9 protein-coding genes are annotated in these 16,339 nt (G+C 38.0%); 3 read left to right on the top strand and 6 right to left on the bottom strand.

Annotated elements, in window-relative coordinates; all coding sequences use genetic code 11:
- Positions 1-81 precede the first annotated feature (81 nt).
- Both B1C82_RS10415 and B1C82_RS10410 read right to left on the bottom strand, forming a co-directional pair.
- Entirely contained in the window at positions 82-966 is an 885-nt protein-coding gene (locus B1C82_RS10415) for a M48 family metallopeptidase (RefSeq protein ID WP_086447516.1), read from the bottom strand.
- Positions 956-3,949, bottom strand: a complete 2,994-nt coding sequence (locus tag B1C82_RS10410; RefSeq protein ID WP_086447515.1) for a DUF2339 domain-containing protein — start codon at positions 3,947-3,949, stop codon at positions 956-958. The genes B1C82_RS10415 and B1C82_RS10410 overlap by 11 nt, the downstream gene beginning before the upstream one ends.
- Before the next feature lie 145 nt (positions 3,950-4,094).
- Between B1C82_RS10410 and B1C82_RS10405 the strand changes: the two genes are divergently transcribed.
- A complete protein-coding gene (locus B1C82_RS10405; RefSeq protein WP_086448557.1) occupies positions 4,095-8,024 on the top strand; it encodes a PAS domain S-box protein in 3,930 nt (1,309 codons plus the stop codon).
- 3 nt (positions 8,025-8,027) lie between these two features.
- Here the strand turns inward: B1C82_RS10405 and B1C82_RS10400 are convergent, their stop codons facing one another.
- On the bottom strand, positions 8,028-9,830 hold the full coding sequence (locus B1C82_RS10400) for a methyl-accepting chemotaxis protein (protein ID WP_162494894.1): 1,803 nt from the start codon (positions 9,828-9,830) through the stop codon (positions 8,028-8,030).
- 61 nt (positions 9,831-9,891) lie between these two features.
- Between B1C82_RS10400 and B1C82_RS10395 the strand changes: the two genes are divergently transcribed.
- A complete protein-coding gene (locus B1C82_RS10395) occupies positions 9,892-11,253 on the top strand; it encodes an alkaline phosphatase D family protein (RefSeq protein WP_411550318.1) in 1,362 nt (453 codons plus the stop codon).
- Positions 11,250-12,107: an alpha/beta hydrolase gene (locus B1C82_RS10390; RefSeq protein WP_086447512.1), complete on the top strand. Its 858-nt coding sequence runs from the start codon at positions 11,250-11,252 to the stop codon at positions 12,105-12,107. The genes B1C82_RS10395 and B1C82_RS10390 overlap by 4 nt, the downstream gene beginning before the upstream one ends.
- Here B1C82_RS10390 and mtnP read toward each other — a convergent pair.
- The 3 genes from mtnP to B1C82_RS10375 form a co-directional block, all read right to left on the bottom strand.
- Positions 12,098-12,961, bottom strand: coding sequence for an S-methyl-5'-thioadenosine phosphorylase (gene mtnP / locus B1C82_RS10385; protein WP_086447511.1), 864 nt, complete (start codon positions 12,959-12,961; stop codon positions 12,098-12,100). The two genes, B1C82_RS10390 and mtnP, sit on opposite strands and share 10 nt — an antisense overlap.
- A gap of 79 nt (positions 12,962-13,040) precedes the next feature.
- On the bottom strand, positions 13,041-14,630 hold the full coding sequence (locus tag B1C82_RS10380) for a methyl-accepting chemotaxis protein (RefSeq protein ID WP_086447510.1): 1,590 nt from the start codon (positions 14,628-14,630) through the stop codon (positions 13,041-13,043).
- A 48-nt stretch (positions 14,631-14,678) separates the two neighbouring features.
- Positions 14,679-16,274 (bottom strand): methyl-accepting chemotaxis protein, encoded by a 1,596-nt coding sequence (locus tag B1C82_RS10375; RefSeq protein WP_199775770.1) that lies wholly within the window; start codon positions 16,272-16,274, stop codon positions 14,679-14,681.
- Between the last annotated feature and the right edge of the window lie 65 nt (positions 16,275-16,339).

The raw sequence follows: 16,339 nt of genomic DNA, 5'->3' as shown, positions 1-16,339 counted from the left end.
GTTCGAGAAAATTCCCGAACGTTTCCGGATTTTTAGATTTTATTCGAAGTTATAAAATTTGAAACTTGTAAGAAGAATCCCTTAGTACTTTACGAATTCTTGATCGAGTTCGTCATCGTAACGGCTGACCCGTTTTTTTAAGTTTTTCTTTCCTACATAATATTGGCCCTCATCTTCTCGTTTAGCCTTCTCAGTAAATTTTTCAGAGCGATGAGAAAGATAAGGATGAGTCATAAAATATTCTTGGATTGGAGAAGCTGCATTTTCCTTTCCGCCGCTTGCTTCCTGTAGTTTTAGAAAAGTTCTACCCATTGCGAACGGATCGTAATATTCTCTCAGTAATAGATCGTAACCGTAAGAGTCTGCTTCATCTTCTTGGTTTTTACCGAAAGAAGGTTTTAAAAGTAATGCAGCAGTCATGTCGGCGAGCTCTCCGAGTGTAGAAGCGCCGATCTTCTTTGCTAATAATTCTCCTCTGACCATATCCATGCAGTGGGAAAGTTCAACGTGACCGATTTCATGTCCAATCACTGCAACTAATTCTGCTTCTGAACTTACCATAGAAAGAAGTCCTTTAGTTACGAATAAGATCCCTCCAGGCATTGCATAAGCATTCGGAACGGATGAATCCATTACGAAAATCCTATATTCGAATCTTTTGTTTTTTCCGACCGTAAGGTTAGATACCAAACTTCTTAAATAGATCAGATCCGGATCTTTTTCGTCTGCATAAGATTCATAACGGAATGCAACGGAATCCCCCAGCTTCTTCTCATCTAAATCGCTAATGGGCATAATCTTTGTAAGGGAACGATCCAAGGTTTTGATGGGTTTCCCAAGCAATTGAAATGCCGGAGAAAGAGTGGCTGGCATCTCTACATTCGCCTTACTCTTTACTGCTAAAAATGAAATGGCAACTCCGGAGGCCAAAAGTATGACAAAGAATAATAATCGATTACGGAGCATCTATTTTCTCCCTATTTCCAAATTTACCATAAAGAGTATTCATTAATATAAGTATTCCTCCGACTCCCAGAAATACCAAAGCACGAGTGATTGTAGAAGATTGAGAAAGATCCCAGAAGATCAATCTAAGTAAACACACGATCATAGCAACTAATGACACGTAACGGAAATGTTCTTTTTTCAAAATAAGTCCCATTAAGAAAACGATGAACACTTCTACCATCCATAATAGAGTTAAGAGGGAAGAATCAAAACTCCAGAAGAGGAAGAATGCTCCTGCTGCAAACAAAGGATAGAATATAATATAGTCGGATTTTTGATCCAATCTTTCGGAAAGTTTTCTAATGTTGCCGGGATAACCTTCTGCTTCTATCCCTTGGTATGGAGGAAGGAGCTGGATTCTTACTAAATAAGAGATCTGTAATATGATCCCAGTGAGTCCTCCTAACCATTCTCGGTTCGCCCAATATACAGAAGGAGTCAGAGATGAACTGGAAATGAAAGCAACATGGATACAGGAATACCAATAAAAACAAATAGAATAAAACCTAAACCTGGAAATTTCCCAGGAAGTTTTTAAGCTAATTTGATTTAGGAAGAATGCCCAAACTATCCATGCAACAGGGAGCCATGTATTCGGTATTTCTAATGCAATAATCGCTGTAATAAAGATTCCAGTCAATTCCCAGAATAATGGTAAAAGGGAGTTCCAGTAATTTGGAGTTTCTTTTTTAGGATTAGGACTGTTTGCCCAATATATAAATACTCCTACAGCCAGTGCTTGGATCAGAAGTCTTATCTTAAAAATACCTACATAAAGTTCTGATTGTAAATGGACCAGAATATGAGCGCCAAGGAATAATCCAACGAATGTTAGCGCAAAAAATTGCCAGACAGGTCCCGCAAAATTGATAGAAGACTTCCAGGTATTTTCCCATTCTTTCTCTCTTTCTGAAAAAAAGTTTTTGGTTTCCAAATAAACTAAAGAGAGAAGAAGCCATAGTATTCCTGGTAGAAAAGGAGAAACACTTTGGGTAGTCCAATATGCTAAGAATACAATATGTAAAGAGAGAAGGATTGCTCCTGGAGATGAAAAATATCTAGTCCTGTCAGAACCAATCTTCATTTTAGAAAGAGGAATCATCAAGAAACAGAATAGAATTGTAGGAAGATCTCTTAGTAAAACTTCCCATCTTTCTAAAGAATAAATCCGATAGATCACTTCAAAGTGTAAAGCTGCGACAAAGAAGAAGATCCCAACCCCTAAACCATTCCAATTCCTGCTTTGTCGGATAACCAACAAAATGATCCCGAATACTGGAAGATATAGCTCCGAATGTTTCCAGTCGAATAATTGGAAACAAGTAGCAGATGCTAATAAGCCTGAAAAAATCCCTGAAGGAGAAATTCTATCTTCCCCTCCGATCGAGTAAACGTCATCACTTGCTACGGAGGTTTCTTTGTTTCGTATCTCGTCATAAAATTGGATCAAGAACGTAAGGATGATCATTACAATAGTTGTGATAACGATTGGCCAAGTTCCGAGGTTGAAGCCACCGAAGTATTTTATGACCAGAATAAGAATATACCAGACCCAGGAGATATGAAGAAGAATAGCTCCAATATTCTTTAGTAAATTTTCTTTCTCTTCCGCACTTACTACGAAGAAGATAGAGAACAGAATAGAAACATACACATTGATCAGGAATAGATCCACTTCCCATCGAGTGAGTAATAAGATCCCGATAGAAGCAAGAGCCAAAGAAACTAAAGTATCAGTTAGATATAACCAACGAATGTTTAATTTTTCTCGAGCTGTTCTTGCCCAGAAAAATAGTCCGATCGAAACACTGATTAATACAGGTGGATTCCATTTTGACCCTGTAGAATATACGGACAAACCTAAACCAATCCCAGCCCATACAATTAAATGAGTAATAAAAGGAAGACGTTGTATACTTGCAGAAGAATATACTTTTCTATAATGAGCTAAAATGGATGGAATTCCAACTACAAGAGTTCCTAAAATTCCCCAGATTCTGGACTGAGGAGAACTAAATACATATAGCTGTTCTGAGAAATGTCCTTTATAAAGAAAATTTAAAATTAAAAAAGATACGGCAGTTTGTATTAAATGGAATTCCCAATTAGACTTATAAGATAGAACCACACTGAAAGCGGAAACTCCAACCGCTAAGAAGAATATCAGAGTGCTTAACGGAAGGATTGCTAAAGAAATTAAACTTAATACAATATGTAAGCTTGCAAACTTTTGTTGAGATGTTTGCCAAGCAAGTCCTAAGTTCACTAAAATTCCAGCGATGACTAAAATGAGAGCAAAAAATTCAGATTCTATCCATTTCATTCCCGGTATTGAAACTGCGGCGATACAAGAGAATAAGATAACTGCACCTGAACCACTTCGGATCCAATAACCAATTTGCTCCCAGAATTCTTTTTTAATTAGAAGAACAGAGATTATAAATAAGCCAATACCAATCCCTAATACCATTAGGAATCTGAAGAAAGGAGACATGTTTAAAGCGGCATAAATTCCTAAGAATCCAACCCCCATCACAAGTATGATTGTCCCTAAAATCCCGGTCCAATTGTTCGCGATCTGTTTCTCAAATTTCTCCCAAGCTTCAGATTTTTTAGCTATAGGTTGAGGTTCTTGTTTTATAATAGTTGGAGGTACAACTGCAGCAGGTTTTGGCGTTTTCTCAGCTGGCTTGGAAGAAGGGAGTTCTTTCTTAGTTTCAGAGATTGTTTCTTTTACTAAGATAGGCTTTTCTTCCTTGATAGGTGGTTTTTTCTTTTCTATCTGAGTTTCAAGAAGGGTAGAAGATCCCTTCTCCTTTGATTGATTTTCCAGATCTTTGATCCTTTCTAAAAGTCCATTGATCTTGGATAATAAAACGAACGGAATGATAAGGTAGAATATGCCAGCAAAGAATGCTAATAAACCGATTAATAATTCCATAGTAGGTAGGCCTTTTCGAGTAACGCGTCCTTTAGGATTGCAACTTTCTTGAATTTTGGAAAAAAAATGAAAGTTTTAGAAAAGTAGTTTCTAGCGTTATTTAGTCCATTAGTATTTGAGGGTTTATTCTCTCGGTGATAAAAGTTTGGAATCTTCCCTTTCACAGATCAATATCCTTAGGCAGTTTTTCGAAAGGATCGGAGACGGAGTACTTGTATTCTCTTCTTCAGGAAATCTGATCGAGGCGAATCCGGCTGCTTTACAGATCTTGGGCTATTCTGACAAAGAGCTGAAAGAGATAGATTTCAATCTTATCTCAGATATTCATAGCGGGGTTTTTGAAAATCTCAAAAAAGAAGAGAAGACTAATTGGTATTTAGGTTATTTTTTACTTAAGAGCAAAGAGATCAGAACCTTTTATTGCCAAGGTTTTAAAATCCACAGTGAACCAGATTCAGAAACTACAACTTGGATCCATATTCGTTCTCCAAAACAGCAAAGTGAACTTTCTAAAGAAGATATAACTCATCCAGAGATAGGATGGAGGGCTCTCGAGAAATTTTTCGACATGAACCCTTTGCCTATGGCGATCACTGAAATCGAAACAGGTAAATATCTAAAAGTAAACAGACAATTCTGTATTCAGGTAAAGTATTCTGAAAATGAAATTGTCGGTAAAAGTGCGTTGGAACTTGGTTTCTGGAGTTCTGCTGAAACAAGAGCAGATATAGTAGAAGCTATCAAAAAAGAAGGCTTTGTCAGAGATATAGAATTACGTTTTACTAATAAATTGGGAGAGGAATTTTGGGGACTCTTCTCTGCTCACCCAATTGAATATGCAGGTTCTTTAAAACTTCTTACGATTACCGTTCCAATCACTGACAGGGTAAAGGAAGAAGTAGAAAAACAAAAACTTTTAGATGAATTAAAAGAGAACCAAGAAATACTAAACCAGATCATTCGATTGAATCCCACTGCAATCACCTTATCTAAGGCGGATGGAACTTATCTAGATGCAAATGATGTATTCTTAAGTTTGATTGGCAAAACTAACGAAGAGATTATGGGTAAGTCACCAGCAGAACTGGGAGTTTATTACGATCTAAGTGATAGAGAGATTATTCGAGGACTTCTGCTCCAAAAAGGTGCTGTAGACAATCTAGAAGTAAAAATGGGCACTGCAGACGGAAAGATCCGGTCCATTCTATTTTCAGCTAGAGTAATAGAAGCAGGTGGTGAAAAAAAGATCCTAGCGGTTGGTCACGATATCACGCATATCAAAGAGGCACAGGCGGATCTAGAAAATCTCGCTTCAGAACTTGAAAAGAGTAAGGAACTCTTCCAAAGATTATTCCAATTAATCCCTTCTGCGGTTGTTCTTACTGATTTGATTTCCAGAAAGATAATAGATGTAAATGAAAGATTTTTAGAAGTCATAAAACTTAAAAGATCCGAAGTTATCGGAAAACTTACGACTGATATCAAGGTTTGGGATTATGATCCTGATAGGAGAGCGGAGATTTATAGTCAGTTAGATGAGAAAGGTGAGGTCAGCAATATCGAAACAGTTTTTCGAGCCGCTGATGGAACTGGGATCCCGGTTCTGTATTCAGGAAGGATCGTTAAATTAGATGGAAGACCTCATGTTATTTCTCTTGCAACAGATATAAGAGATCGTTTGGAAGCAGAAGAACAAACCAGAAAATTAAACGCAGAAGTCCGACACAATAAGGAACTCTTTGAGAAAATTTTCCAAATGAACCCTGCTGCTGTTTCTCTTTCTGATCTCGAAACTGGAACTTATAGAGAGGTCAACCAAGAATACTGTGATCTGATCGGATACACAAGAGAAGAGATCATAGGAAAAACTTCCTTTGAATTGGGGATTTGGAAAGGCCCCCTGGATAGAGCAAACATCATTAAGGAACTTGATAAAGTAGGCTGGTTCAAAAATGTAGAGGCAACTATCAATCGATCTGATAATACCGAAAGGGATGTGATTTCAGGAAACAGGGTGTTTAAGATCGGAGATAAGAGGATGCTTTTGGCTCTTCTCATCGATGTCACTGACAAGAAAAAAGTAGAGAAAGAAAGAGATCAGTATCTTTTACAATTAGAAGAGAATAAGGATCTTTTCGAAAAAGTATTCGATTTAAATCCAGATACAATTTGTATCTCTGATTTAGAAACTGGTAAATATATCAGTGTGAACTCTATGTTCTATGATCTATTCGGATATACAAAGCAAGAAGCGATCGGAAAGACCTCCCTTGAACTGGGAATTTGGCCTGATCCTAATCTAAAACATAAACTAATCGATCAGATGAAAGAAGAAGGTATCTTGAGAGATCTCGATATACCTTTTATTCGAAAAGATGGAACTCGGGTAGATTCTATTTTTTCAGGACGTATTGTAAACTTGGTAGGAAGACCTGCGATAGTTGCTATTACGAAAGATAATACAGCAGGAAAAGCTGCAGCGAAAGAAAAAGAAGAAGAGAACTTAAAACTTTCCGAGCAGGCAAGAGTTTTATTGAACATGGCAACTGATCCGGATTTTGCATCGGGCAATATTTCCGCAGGTTTGAATAATATCGTTAAGATGTGTACGGAAACATTGGGGTGTGATCGCGCTTCTATATGGCTTTTTTCTGATAAGGAAAAAACTGTCTGGTCCTTAGTTTCAGGTTGGGATCAAAAATTTGAAACTTATATGGATCCCGCAATAATGGATCTAAAAAAATATCCAAAATATTTCGCCTCTATTAAGACAGAAAGATTTGTAGATTCTTACGATGTAGTCAATGATCCAAGGACTTCTGAATTTGCAGAAAGTTATAGTATTCCTCTTGAAATTAAATCTTTGCTGGACGCTCCAATCTTTTTAAGAGGTGAAATTTTTGGAGTCATCTGTTTGGAACATAGAGGTGCTCTTCGCAAATGGAAAGGATTTGAACAACAATTCGTAGTCACCGCGGCAGAACAAGTCACTCAGTTATTATTAAATTCTGAAAGAAGGGAAGCTAAGGAAGAATTGGAAAATGCTGTTCGTATCCGAACTTCAGAGTTAGCTTCCGCTTTGGATAATTTGAAAAAGACCCAAGATCAACTTATCCTTTCCGAAAAGATGGCGGCACTCGGACAATTGGTTGCAGGTATTGCTCATGAGATTAATAACCCATTAGGAGCGATCTCTGCTTTGAGCGGTGAATTAAGGGCATACTTAGATTCTTCTCCTGAACGTTTGAAGAAGTTAGGCCCTGTATTTGCCGAAGCAGAACCAAGTTATATTAAAAGACTATCAGAGTTTATTCGTGCTGGAATTTCGAATAAAGAAGTTCAGGTTTCAAGAGAAGAAAGAAGAAATGTTCTTAAAAAATTAAAGAATACATTGAGCGAACTTGGTTTCGAAAACTCATATGATCTTGCTGATAGATTGATGGATGTTGGCTTATATCATTCAACAGAAGAATTTCCTGAAATTTTTGAAGCTAAAACAAATCTAGCACTTCTCGATTTTGCGATCGAAGAGATCCAAACATACAAGAACGCGGCCTCTATTCGTTTGGCAGTGGACAGAACTTCTAAGATTGTTTATGCTCTCAAAAGTTTTGCTCATATTGATTCTGGAGAAGGTAAGATCGAAACGGATCTTGCGGAAAACATAGAAACTGTACTTACCATCTACCATAACCAGATCAAAAACGGAGTAGAAGTGGAATTAGATTTCCAAGCAAGGCCGATCATCTATGCTTATCCGGATGATTTGATCCAGGTCTGGACAAATTTAATTTATAATTCTTTGCAAGCTATGCAGTTCAAAGGAAAAATTAAAATTTCCATTCTGGATTCTGATTCTGATGTTTCCGTTTTGATTTCGGATAATGGTCCCGGAATTCCTGCGGATATTAAATCTAAAATTTTCGATCCTTTTTATACCACTAAGGCTCCCGGAGAAGGAAGCGGTCTTGGTCTGGATATTTCCAGAAGGATCGTTTTAAAACATGGCGGAAGAATAGAATTCAATTCCAAGCCTGGAAAGACAGTATTTAAGGTACTTCTTCCCAAGACTTAACGTTTAGGTTTTAAAGAATTCTACTTCTTTTTTCAAAGAGCTTGCCTGCTGAGCAAGTTTCTCGGCAAGAGAATCAATATCGTTCACTATCCCATTCAAAAACTCAGTTGCTTCAGATATACTTCCTATTGTTTTAGAAAATTCTAAAGAAGTTTGAGATTGTTCCTTGGTATGATTTCGGATCTCTTCTGCGGATTGGATCAGTTCGGAAAATGCATTCTTTACCTGAGCGCTTGCGATCAATTGAGACTCGGATAGTGAGGAAACTTGCAAAATTCTTTCAGAAGTATTTTGAGCTGTGTCTCCAATTCTTCTGAATGCGACTTCTGTATTTCCTAAAACTTCTCTTCCTGAGTTGGTTGCCTTTACCGCCTCTGCTAATGTTGTTCGGATCCTTTTTGCATTCTCCTGGGTTTGTTCTCCCAGCTTGGAAATTTCTTGGGCGACAACTGCAAATCCTTTTCCAGCCTCTCCGGCACGAGCTGCCTCGATGGCTGCATTTAAGGATAGAAGTCCGATCCTATCAGTAATCTCATGGATCACGTTTACACTAGCTTCCATTTTGGCTGTATTGGATTCTATCTCGGCCATTGCGTCTCGAGTAGATTTCAGTGCAGATTCCCCATTAGAAGTTTCTAATCTCATTCTCTCCGCATCGTTTTTTGTATCCATCAAAGAAGTATGAACATTGCGGATTCTATCCTCGAGTTCAGCAAGTGATGCAGATGCTTGTTCAACTATATCTGACTGGCTTTCTGCTCTGGAGGAAGTAGACTGAATGGATGCTGCAATTTCTTCTACCCCTGAACTCATCTGCTCTGTAGAAGCGGCCTGCTCCTGCATTTTTATAGAAAGATCTTTCGTTCTTTCTTCTAAAACCTTGGAACTTTGGGAAAGTTTTTCTGATTCTTTGATTACCGTTTTGACTACGATCCGAAGTCTTTTCACAAAATCGTTCAACATTTTGCTACTTCTTCCTAGCTCGTCTGTGGAAACCATCGGAAGCAGGATATCCAGTTCACCCTGAGACATTTCTACAAAGGCATTCATCATATTTTTGGAGTTCCTACGAATACTGGAAGCCAATAAGTAGGAAGAAATAGTGAGAGTGATCACCATAAATAATATGGTGAGAGAAAGTGCTAAAGTAACATCGCCGAGTTTTAACCAGCCGGAAGTCTCTTCTAATAATAAGTAACCAAAAATCACAACAGGCAGTAATGCAATGGATGCAATTGTAGAAATGATCCTGGCGAAGATTGAAACCTTATGAATCTCTTTTTCTTCTAAAGGAAGTCCGTTTAATCTATCTGATTCCAGTACTTCCGAAAGTACTGACTCGGTTAAAAAGAAATGTGAAATCCCTAAAGTGGGATATATGATCAAAGGCAAGAGCAAGAATGGAGCAGATTCGAAAAATTCTGGGATAAAGAAAAAATGCATCATTTTCCATGCTGCAGGAATTCCATAACTCCATTGTACAATATAAAATCCGGTATTGAGGAGAGGGAAATTCAGAAGTTTTTTCTTAACTTCTACCTTACCCTTTGTGTTCAATTTTTCCCAATTAGCGGGCTCTAAATTGGATAATAGCCTTCCTAAATATAAAAAACGAAGTGTAGGGAAAAAATAAGAAGTTGTCAATACGACTGTTGAGGATCCGATCAATACGATCGCCTTATTGAAGTCATACGCTCCTGCCGCTATAATGAATAAAACGGCCAAAGGGACGGCAAGAACGGAAGTCAATAGTTCCAGCCCTAAGGTTAGTCTCCATCTAAGTTTTCTAGATTCACCCCTCGTCATTTCCGCTCTTTTCCTTTTTTTGATTTGAAAGAAGCCAGTGGCTTCAAGATATTTCATGACAATGAGACGCAGATTGTTTTTATCATCCACCTCTTTGTTGTTTTTACTGTTTGGATTCTTTTACATCGATTTTGCAATTTATGGAAAAAGTCAGTCAATCGACACATCCTCGCCTTCGAGTATCCAATCGGGACCGATGCTCGGATACTCGACTCATAAAGAAGTGAAAATCTGGGTCCAGACTAAGAACCATTCTAAAGTTTACGCGAAATATTTTATTTCCGGAAATCCTGAACAAAGTCACATAACTCGTGAAGTGAATACGGATCATTCTAATGGTTATGTTGCCCATTTGATTGCTGATGTATTGGAACCAGGAAAAACATACGAATATAGAATTTATATAAACGGAAAATACCAAGAACCTAAATCAGAACAAAAATTTAGGACACAACCTATCTGGATTGGAAAACAAAGCGGACCACCTGATATCAAATTTGCTTTAGGTAGCTGCGCATTCGTAAACGATCCTAAATACGATACTCAAGTAAAACCTTACGGAGGAGAATATTTTATTTATAAATCCATCTCGGATCAAAGACCCGACTTCATGCTTTGGATGGGGGATAATATTTATCTGAGAGAACCGGATTGGGAATCTCGTACTGGATTTATTTATCGGTATACAGAACAAAGATCCTTGGCCGAACTCCAACCTCTTCTTGCTAATGTTCATCATTATGCAGTTTGGGACGACCACGATTGGGGACCGAATGACGGGGATGCTTCCTTTTGGATGGGGTCTACCGCAGAAGAAATTTTCAAACTTTTTTGGGCCAACCCGAACTATTCAAAAAAAGGAATATACGGTTCTTTCACTTGGGGAGATGCACAATTCTTCTTGATGGACGATCGTAGTTTTAGGACTGCTAACGATAATAAAACAGGATCCAGATCATTTTTCGGCGAAGAGCAATTAGAGTGGCTGGTAAATGGTTTAGCATTCTCCAAAGCTACATTTAAGTTTGTTGTAGTTGGAGGTCAGGTTTTAAATCCGTTAACCGTTTTCGAAAATTATTCCACATACGCAGAAGAAAGGGAAAAACTTCTTTCCAAAATCTCTAAATTGAAGATAAAAAATCTGATATTTCTGACCGGAGACAGGCACTTTACGGAATTATCATATATCCAAGAAGGTTTTGAGCATCCAATATATGATTTTACTGTTTCTCCTCTGACTTCTTCTACACATCCGCCTATTACCGAAAAAAACCCTTTAAGGATCGAAGGTACAATGGTAGATGATAAAAGGAATTTTGGAACGATAGAAATTACCGGGCCTTTGAAACAAAGGAATTTGGTGTTTAGAGTTTTTGATTCTGCCGGAAAAGAACTTTGGTCCAGGGATATTAAGGCCAAATGAAAATTCAAAAGTTTATGTTATATCTTCTCTCGGTCATATTTATTATTCTCCTGGGACTCTTCGGTTTATTATATTCTAACCAAGACAAGCTGATCTTCTTTCCTGAAACTTTGCCCGAGGATTTTCAATTTTCTTTTCCTTATAAGTTCCAGGAAATTTCTTTAGAACTAGAAAATGGAGAGAAAATATATGCATTATTCTTTCCTGCGCAAGGACCTTCTAAGGGGACTGTTCTGTATTTTCATGGGAACGCTGGAAGTTTAAGAAGTTGGGGAGGTGTCGCTGAGGATTTTGTTCCGCGCGGTTGGGACCTTCTCATGACAGATTATAGGGGTTATGGGAAAAGTAGAGCAAAACTAACTGAAAAGGGAATGTACCAGGACGCAGAAAGATGGTACGAATATCTCAAAACAGATAAACTAAAAAAAGAAAATGAAATCATTCTTTATGGAAGATCGATTGGAACTGGAGTTGTAGTGGATTTAGGGACTAAAACAAATCCAGGATATATTATATTAGAAACTCCTTATACTTCTTTGGCGGATCTGGCAAAAGAATTTTATCCGTTTGTGCCAGAATGGTTTTTGGCTTATTCTCTCAAATCTGAAAATAAGATCGGAAAGGTTCGTTCTTCTGCAACGATCATACATGGAAATGAAGACGAGATTGTTCCGTTCAGACAAGGAAAGAAGTTATTCAAAACTGCATTGGAATCAGGACTAAAGATCGAATTTCTGGAAATAGAAGGAGGAAATCATAACAATCTCTCCTTCTTTCCTGAATACCAAAAGGGATTAGTAAATATTTTAGAATCGGTCCATTTAAACCGAAGAAAATCAAACTCTCAGAGATAATCTGGGAATAATACTTTTAGTTTCGCAACAGTATCCGGATTTCTTCTCTCTGGAGCGGTGATGATAGAATATTTAGTACTATTTTTTAAGCTAAGATCGTCTCCGTTTCCAAGAGAAGGAATTAAAGCGCCCAAAAGTTTTTTAGCGTTCTCTGCATTCTTTCCTAAGTTCGCCATCACCATTTCTGCAGTGACTGCTTCTTCATTCTCTCTCCAGCAATCGTAGTCAGTGGACATACAGACCATTTGGTAAGCAATCTCAGCTTCTCTTGCAAGTTTGGCCTCAGGAAGAACGCTCATATTGATGATGTCTCCGCCCCATGAACGATACATATGAGATTCTGCTCTTGTAGAGAACAAAGGACCTTCCATACAAACTAAAGTTTTGTTTCGGTGGATGGGAAGATTAACTTTTGCTGCGGCTTTATTAATTCTATCACTTAAGTTTTGGGAAAAAGGATCTGCAAAAGGAGCATGTGCCACTACACCTTTTCCGAAGAAAGTGGACTCTCTTCCTCGAGTTCTATCAATGATCTGATTTGGAAGAACGAAGTCTAGAGGTTTGATCTCTTCTCTTAAACTTCCGACCGAGCTGAATGCTACTATCTCTTCTACACCTAAAATTTTAAGTGCACAGATATTTGCCTTCATTGGGACTTCGTGAGGCATGATAAAATGTCCCACACCGTGGCGAGGTAAGAATGCGATTAGTTTGTCTTGGATCTTTCCAATCTTGATCGTGTCGGAAGGTTTGCCCCAAGGAGTTTCTGGAAGAACTTCTTCGACAAGTTCCATTCCATCCAGACTATAGAGACCCGTACCTCCGATAACTGCAGCTTTTACTTTAGTCCCCATATCCTTCTCCTTGAATCCGAATAAATTCCATATATCGAAATATGGGTCCGATTGTAAAGAAGAAGGAAACGAAATGGTTTCAGGAATTATCGCTCAATACTTTTAGCTCGGAAGCTTTCATTTTGATCCGATCAATCTCTGAGTTTAAGTTGGATGAATCTTCGTTAATCTCATTAATATCTTTCTCTAATTGAGACATGGTTCTTATCATTTCTTTTTGGCCCACGGACTGTTCCTTTTCAGATTCATGGATCTCGTTTGAAACTGATTTGATACTTTCCAATTCACTTAAAAACTTGCGTATAATATTCCTCTGTTCCAGGTAAAGTTTATTCATCTGGACGATCCGATCAGAAGTTTCTAGGATTTTAAATTTTTGTTTTTCAGTCAGATCTCCTGTTTCTGCGGAAGCATTTTTTGCTTCTTGGATAAAACTCTGGGATTGTCTTACTATGCTTGAGATGGACTTTGCGTTTTCTGAAGTGAAGTCTGCAAGTTTGCTGACCTCGTTTGCTACTACGGCAAATCCTCTTCCTGCTTCTCCTGCTCTTGCCGCCTCGATAGATGCGTTTAATGCGAGAAGGTTTGTTTTATCCGCAATCTCTCCCATGATTTGATTGATCTGATCTACCTTGTCAAAAGAACCTGCGATATCTGCCAGATAGGATTTAGTTTTTTCAGCAGCGATTGTCACATTCTCCATATCCGCTTTATTATCATTCGCGAATGTAGAAAGTGCCTCGCTGTAACCTGTAATATTTGAAACTATTTCACCTAATTTTTTAGAATCATCTGAAAGTTCACTCAAGCTTGCATTCTGTGATTCAATTGATCTAGACGTATTTGTAGAAGCAGCAGAAAGTTCTTCTAATACTGCATTTACTTCTTCTAGAGCGGCAGCCTGGGATTCCATTTTCTCTCCTGTACGATTGATGAATGCAGCGAATTTGACGATAGAATCTTCTAGACTAATTGCAGAATCTTTAATGATTGCTTGGTTCTCGCTTAACTTTTCAAGTAGGTCTTTGGAATCAGTATAGAGGCGGTTCCCTTCTACCGTTAAACTCAAAAACAATCTCATTAATTGAGCAAGTATCACACTAGCAACAAATATGAATGCAAGTTTTATGATCTCAGTGGATCCGCTTATATTATAAGGAAGTTTTGCTGCTTCTGGATCCATAACGAAACCGACTCCATTTTGAAGTGCGCAAACTAGAGCTATAGTTGCACCCACAGTGGAAAATGCCCCCACGATCAAAACGAAAATCCTTTCTCCTAAAAGACAGGAGTAGATCATAATATAAAAATAAATGAAAAATAATACGACATTCTTTAAGGTTCCTGCCGCCACATCAGGAGAGACAAAAGTATCTAGGATCAATGTCGCACTTAGAACATTTACATCGAATAACACAAAAAGTTTGTGAAATCCGATGGACATATTCCTTTTACGATTCGCTGCAAAATTATAAATGCAGTAAAGACCCATGAAAGCTGTACCGCCCGCATGAACCATAAATTGTAAGGGTTGGAAACTTTTATAAGCTCCCGCTAAGGAAATGATAAAAAGTAAGACTAACCCCAATCGTATCCGATTGATTACAATAGCGCCATTCTTCCAGATCTGTAGGATCGTGGACTCTGTTTTTATATGGGAAGTTTCCATTCTATCAATAGACGGAATTTCCCTAGTCAGACTAACGTTGTAGTTCTTTTATTCGGTAGAATGTCCGCTTAATACTCTTAATTCGGAAGCCTGACTATTGATCTTGTCGATCTCAGTGTTCAGTTTGGTGGACTCTTCGCTGATCTCGTTTATGTCTTTTTCCAATTGGCTCATTGTCTTCATCAATTCGTTCTGGCCGAGAGTTTGCTCTTTGGTAGATTCTAAAATATCCGTAGATGCAGATTTGATTGTATCTAATTCGTTTAGGAAACTTTTGAGAATAAATTTCTGCTCCTTATAGAGCTCGTTCATTTTTAAAATCCTATCCGTAGTTTGTATCAATTTGAACTTTTGTTTTTCAGTAAGATCTCCGGTTTCCGCAGAAGCTACTTTTGCCTCATTGATAAAACTTTGCGATTGTTTTACAATAGAAGAAATGGACTTTGCATTTTCCGAAGTGAAGTCTGCAAGTTTACTGACCTCATTTGCTACTACAGCAAATCCCCTTCCGGCGACTCCTGCCCTTGCCGCTTCGATAGATGCGTTCAATGCGAGAAGGTTTGTTTTATCTGCAATCTCTCCCATGATCTGGTTGATCTCGTCTACTTTGTTGAATGAGTTTGCAATATCCACGAGATATGAATTTGTTTTTTCAGCGGCAATGGTAACATTTTCCATATCCGCTTTGTTTTCTTCCGCAAATACAGAAAGTGTTTCGCTATATTCTGTAATATCTCCTATAATACCCCCCAATTTTTGAGAGTTGGAAGCAAGTCCAGAAATACCTTCGTTTTGAGTTTCAATGGATTGAGTATTATTGATAGAAGAAGCAGAAAGTTCTTCTAATACTGCGTTTACTTCTTCCAAAGCGGCGGCCTGGGATTCCATCTTTTCTCCGGTTCTTGCGATATAACCTGCAAATTCTTTAATGGATGTTTCTAAATTTTCTGCTGAGTTGCGTATTATGTTTTGATTATCTTTGATTTGAGATAAGAATATTTGAGATTCTCCGAATAATCTGGAGCCTTCTGCAGTTAGATTTTCGAATAATCGCATCAATTGGTATAAGATCACACTTGCAGTGATCATAAAACCAATCTTTACAATCTGAACAGAGAGGATCAGAGTGTCAGGATCTTTCGATTTACTTGCATTTTCAGTAAGTACAAGCCCACTTTTCCAGCCCACATAAAGCGCTATTGCAACTCCAATCGCAGTCAGTAGGCCAATAAGAAGTACGAACCTTTTTTCTCCGAGCAAGGAAGAATAGATCATTATATAAAAGTAAATGAAGAATAAGATCATATTTGCGAGAGTATCTCTTGCTACGATTGCGTTGATACTGCAGTCTGCGGCCATGATAGCGGAAAGAATGATTACATCTAAAATTACTAATGTCTTTTGGAATCTGATCCCGACCCTTCCTCCTCTTGCCAGGAAAAATTCGAAGATACAGTATAATGCCATCAAACCTGTTCCGACCGAATGAGCAATTACCTGAGTAGGATGGTTTGTTTTAGAAACTCCGATCAGGGTTAGAATAAAAAGAACTACTAGACCTAATCGGATCCGGTTGATTACGATAGCACCGTTCGTCCAGATTTTTGCTATAGACGATTCTTTAGAGATCGCGGAATTTACCATGGAATTCATCATTCACCTTCCGGCAGATTTGATTTTAATTTATTAAATTCGCCTAATATTACTTT

This window comes from Leptospira venezuelensis (assembly GCF_002150035.1).
GTDB classification, from domain to species: Bacteria; Spirochaetota; Leptospiria; order Leptospirales; family Leptospiraceae; genus Leptospira_B; species Leptospira_B venezuelensis.
This window is presented reverse-complemented; position numbering and strand designations above follow the sequence as displayed.

Excerpts from the sequence above, each read along its gene's own strand:
- B1C82_RS10415 (WP_086447516.1), bottom strand. The coding sequence starts at position 966 with ATGCTCCGTAATCGATTATTATTCTTTGTCATACTTTTGGCCTCCGGA.
- B1C82_RS10410 (WP_086447515.1), bottom strand. The coding sequence starts at position 3,949 with ATGGAATTATTAATCGGTTTATTAGCATTCTTTGCTGGCATATTCTAC.
- B1C82_RS10400 (WP_162494894.1), bottom strand. The coding sequence starts at position 9,830 with ATGACGAGGGGTGAATCTAGAAAACTTAGATGGAGACTAACCTTAGGG.
- B1C82_RS10395 (WP_411550318.1), top strand. The coding sequence starts at position 9,892 with ATGAGACGCAGATTGTTTTTATCATCCACCTCTTTGTTGTTTTTACTG.
- B1C82_RS10390 (WP_086447512.1), top strand. The coding sequence starts at position 11,250 with ATGAAAATTCAAAAGTTTATGTTATATCTTCTCTCGGTCATATTTATT.
- mtnP (WP_086447511.1), bottom strand. The coding sequence starts at position 12,961 with ATGGGGACTAAAGTAAAAGCTGCAGTTATCGGAGGTACGGGTCTCTAT.
- B1C82_RS10380 (WP_086447510.1), bottom strand. The coding sequence starts at position 14,630 with ATGGAAACTTCCCATATAAAAACAGAGTCCACGATCCTACAGATCTGG.
- B1C82_RS10375 (WP_199775770.1), bottom strand. The coding sequence starts at position 16,274 with ATGGTAAATTCCGCGATCTCTAAAGAATCGTCTATAGCAAAAATCTGG.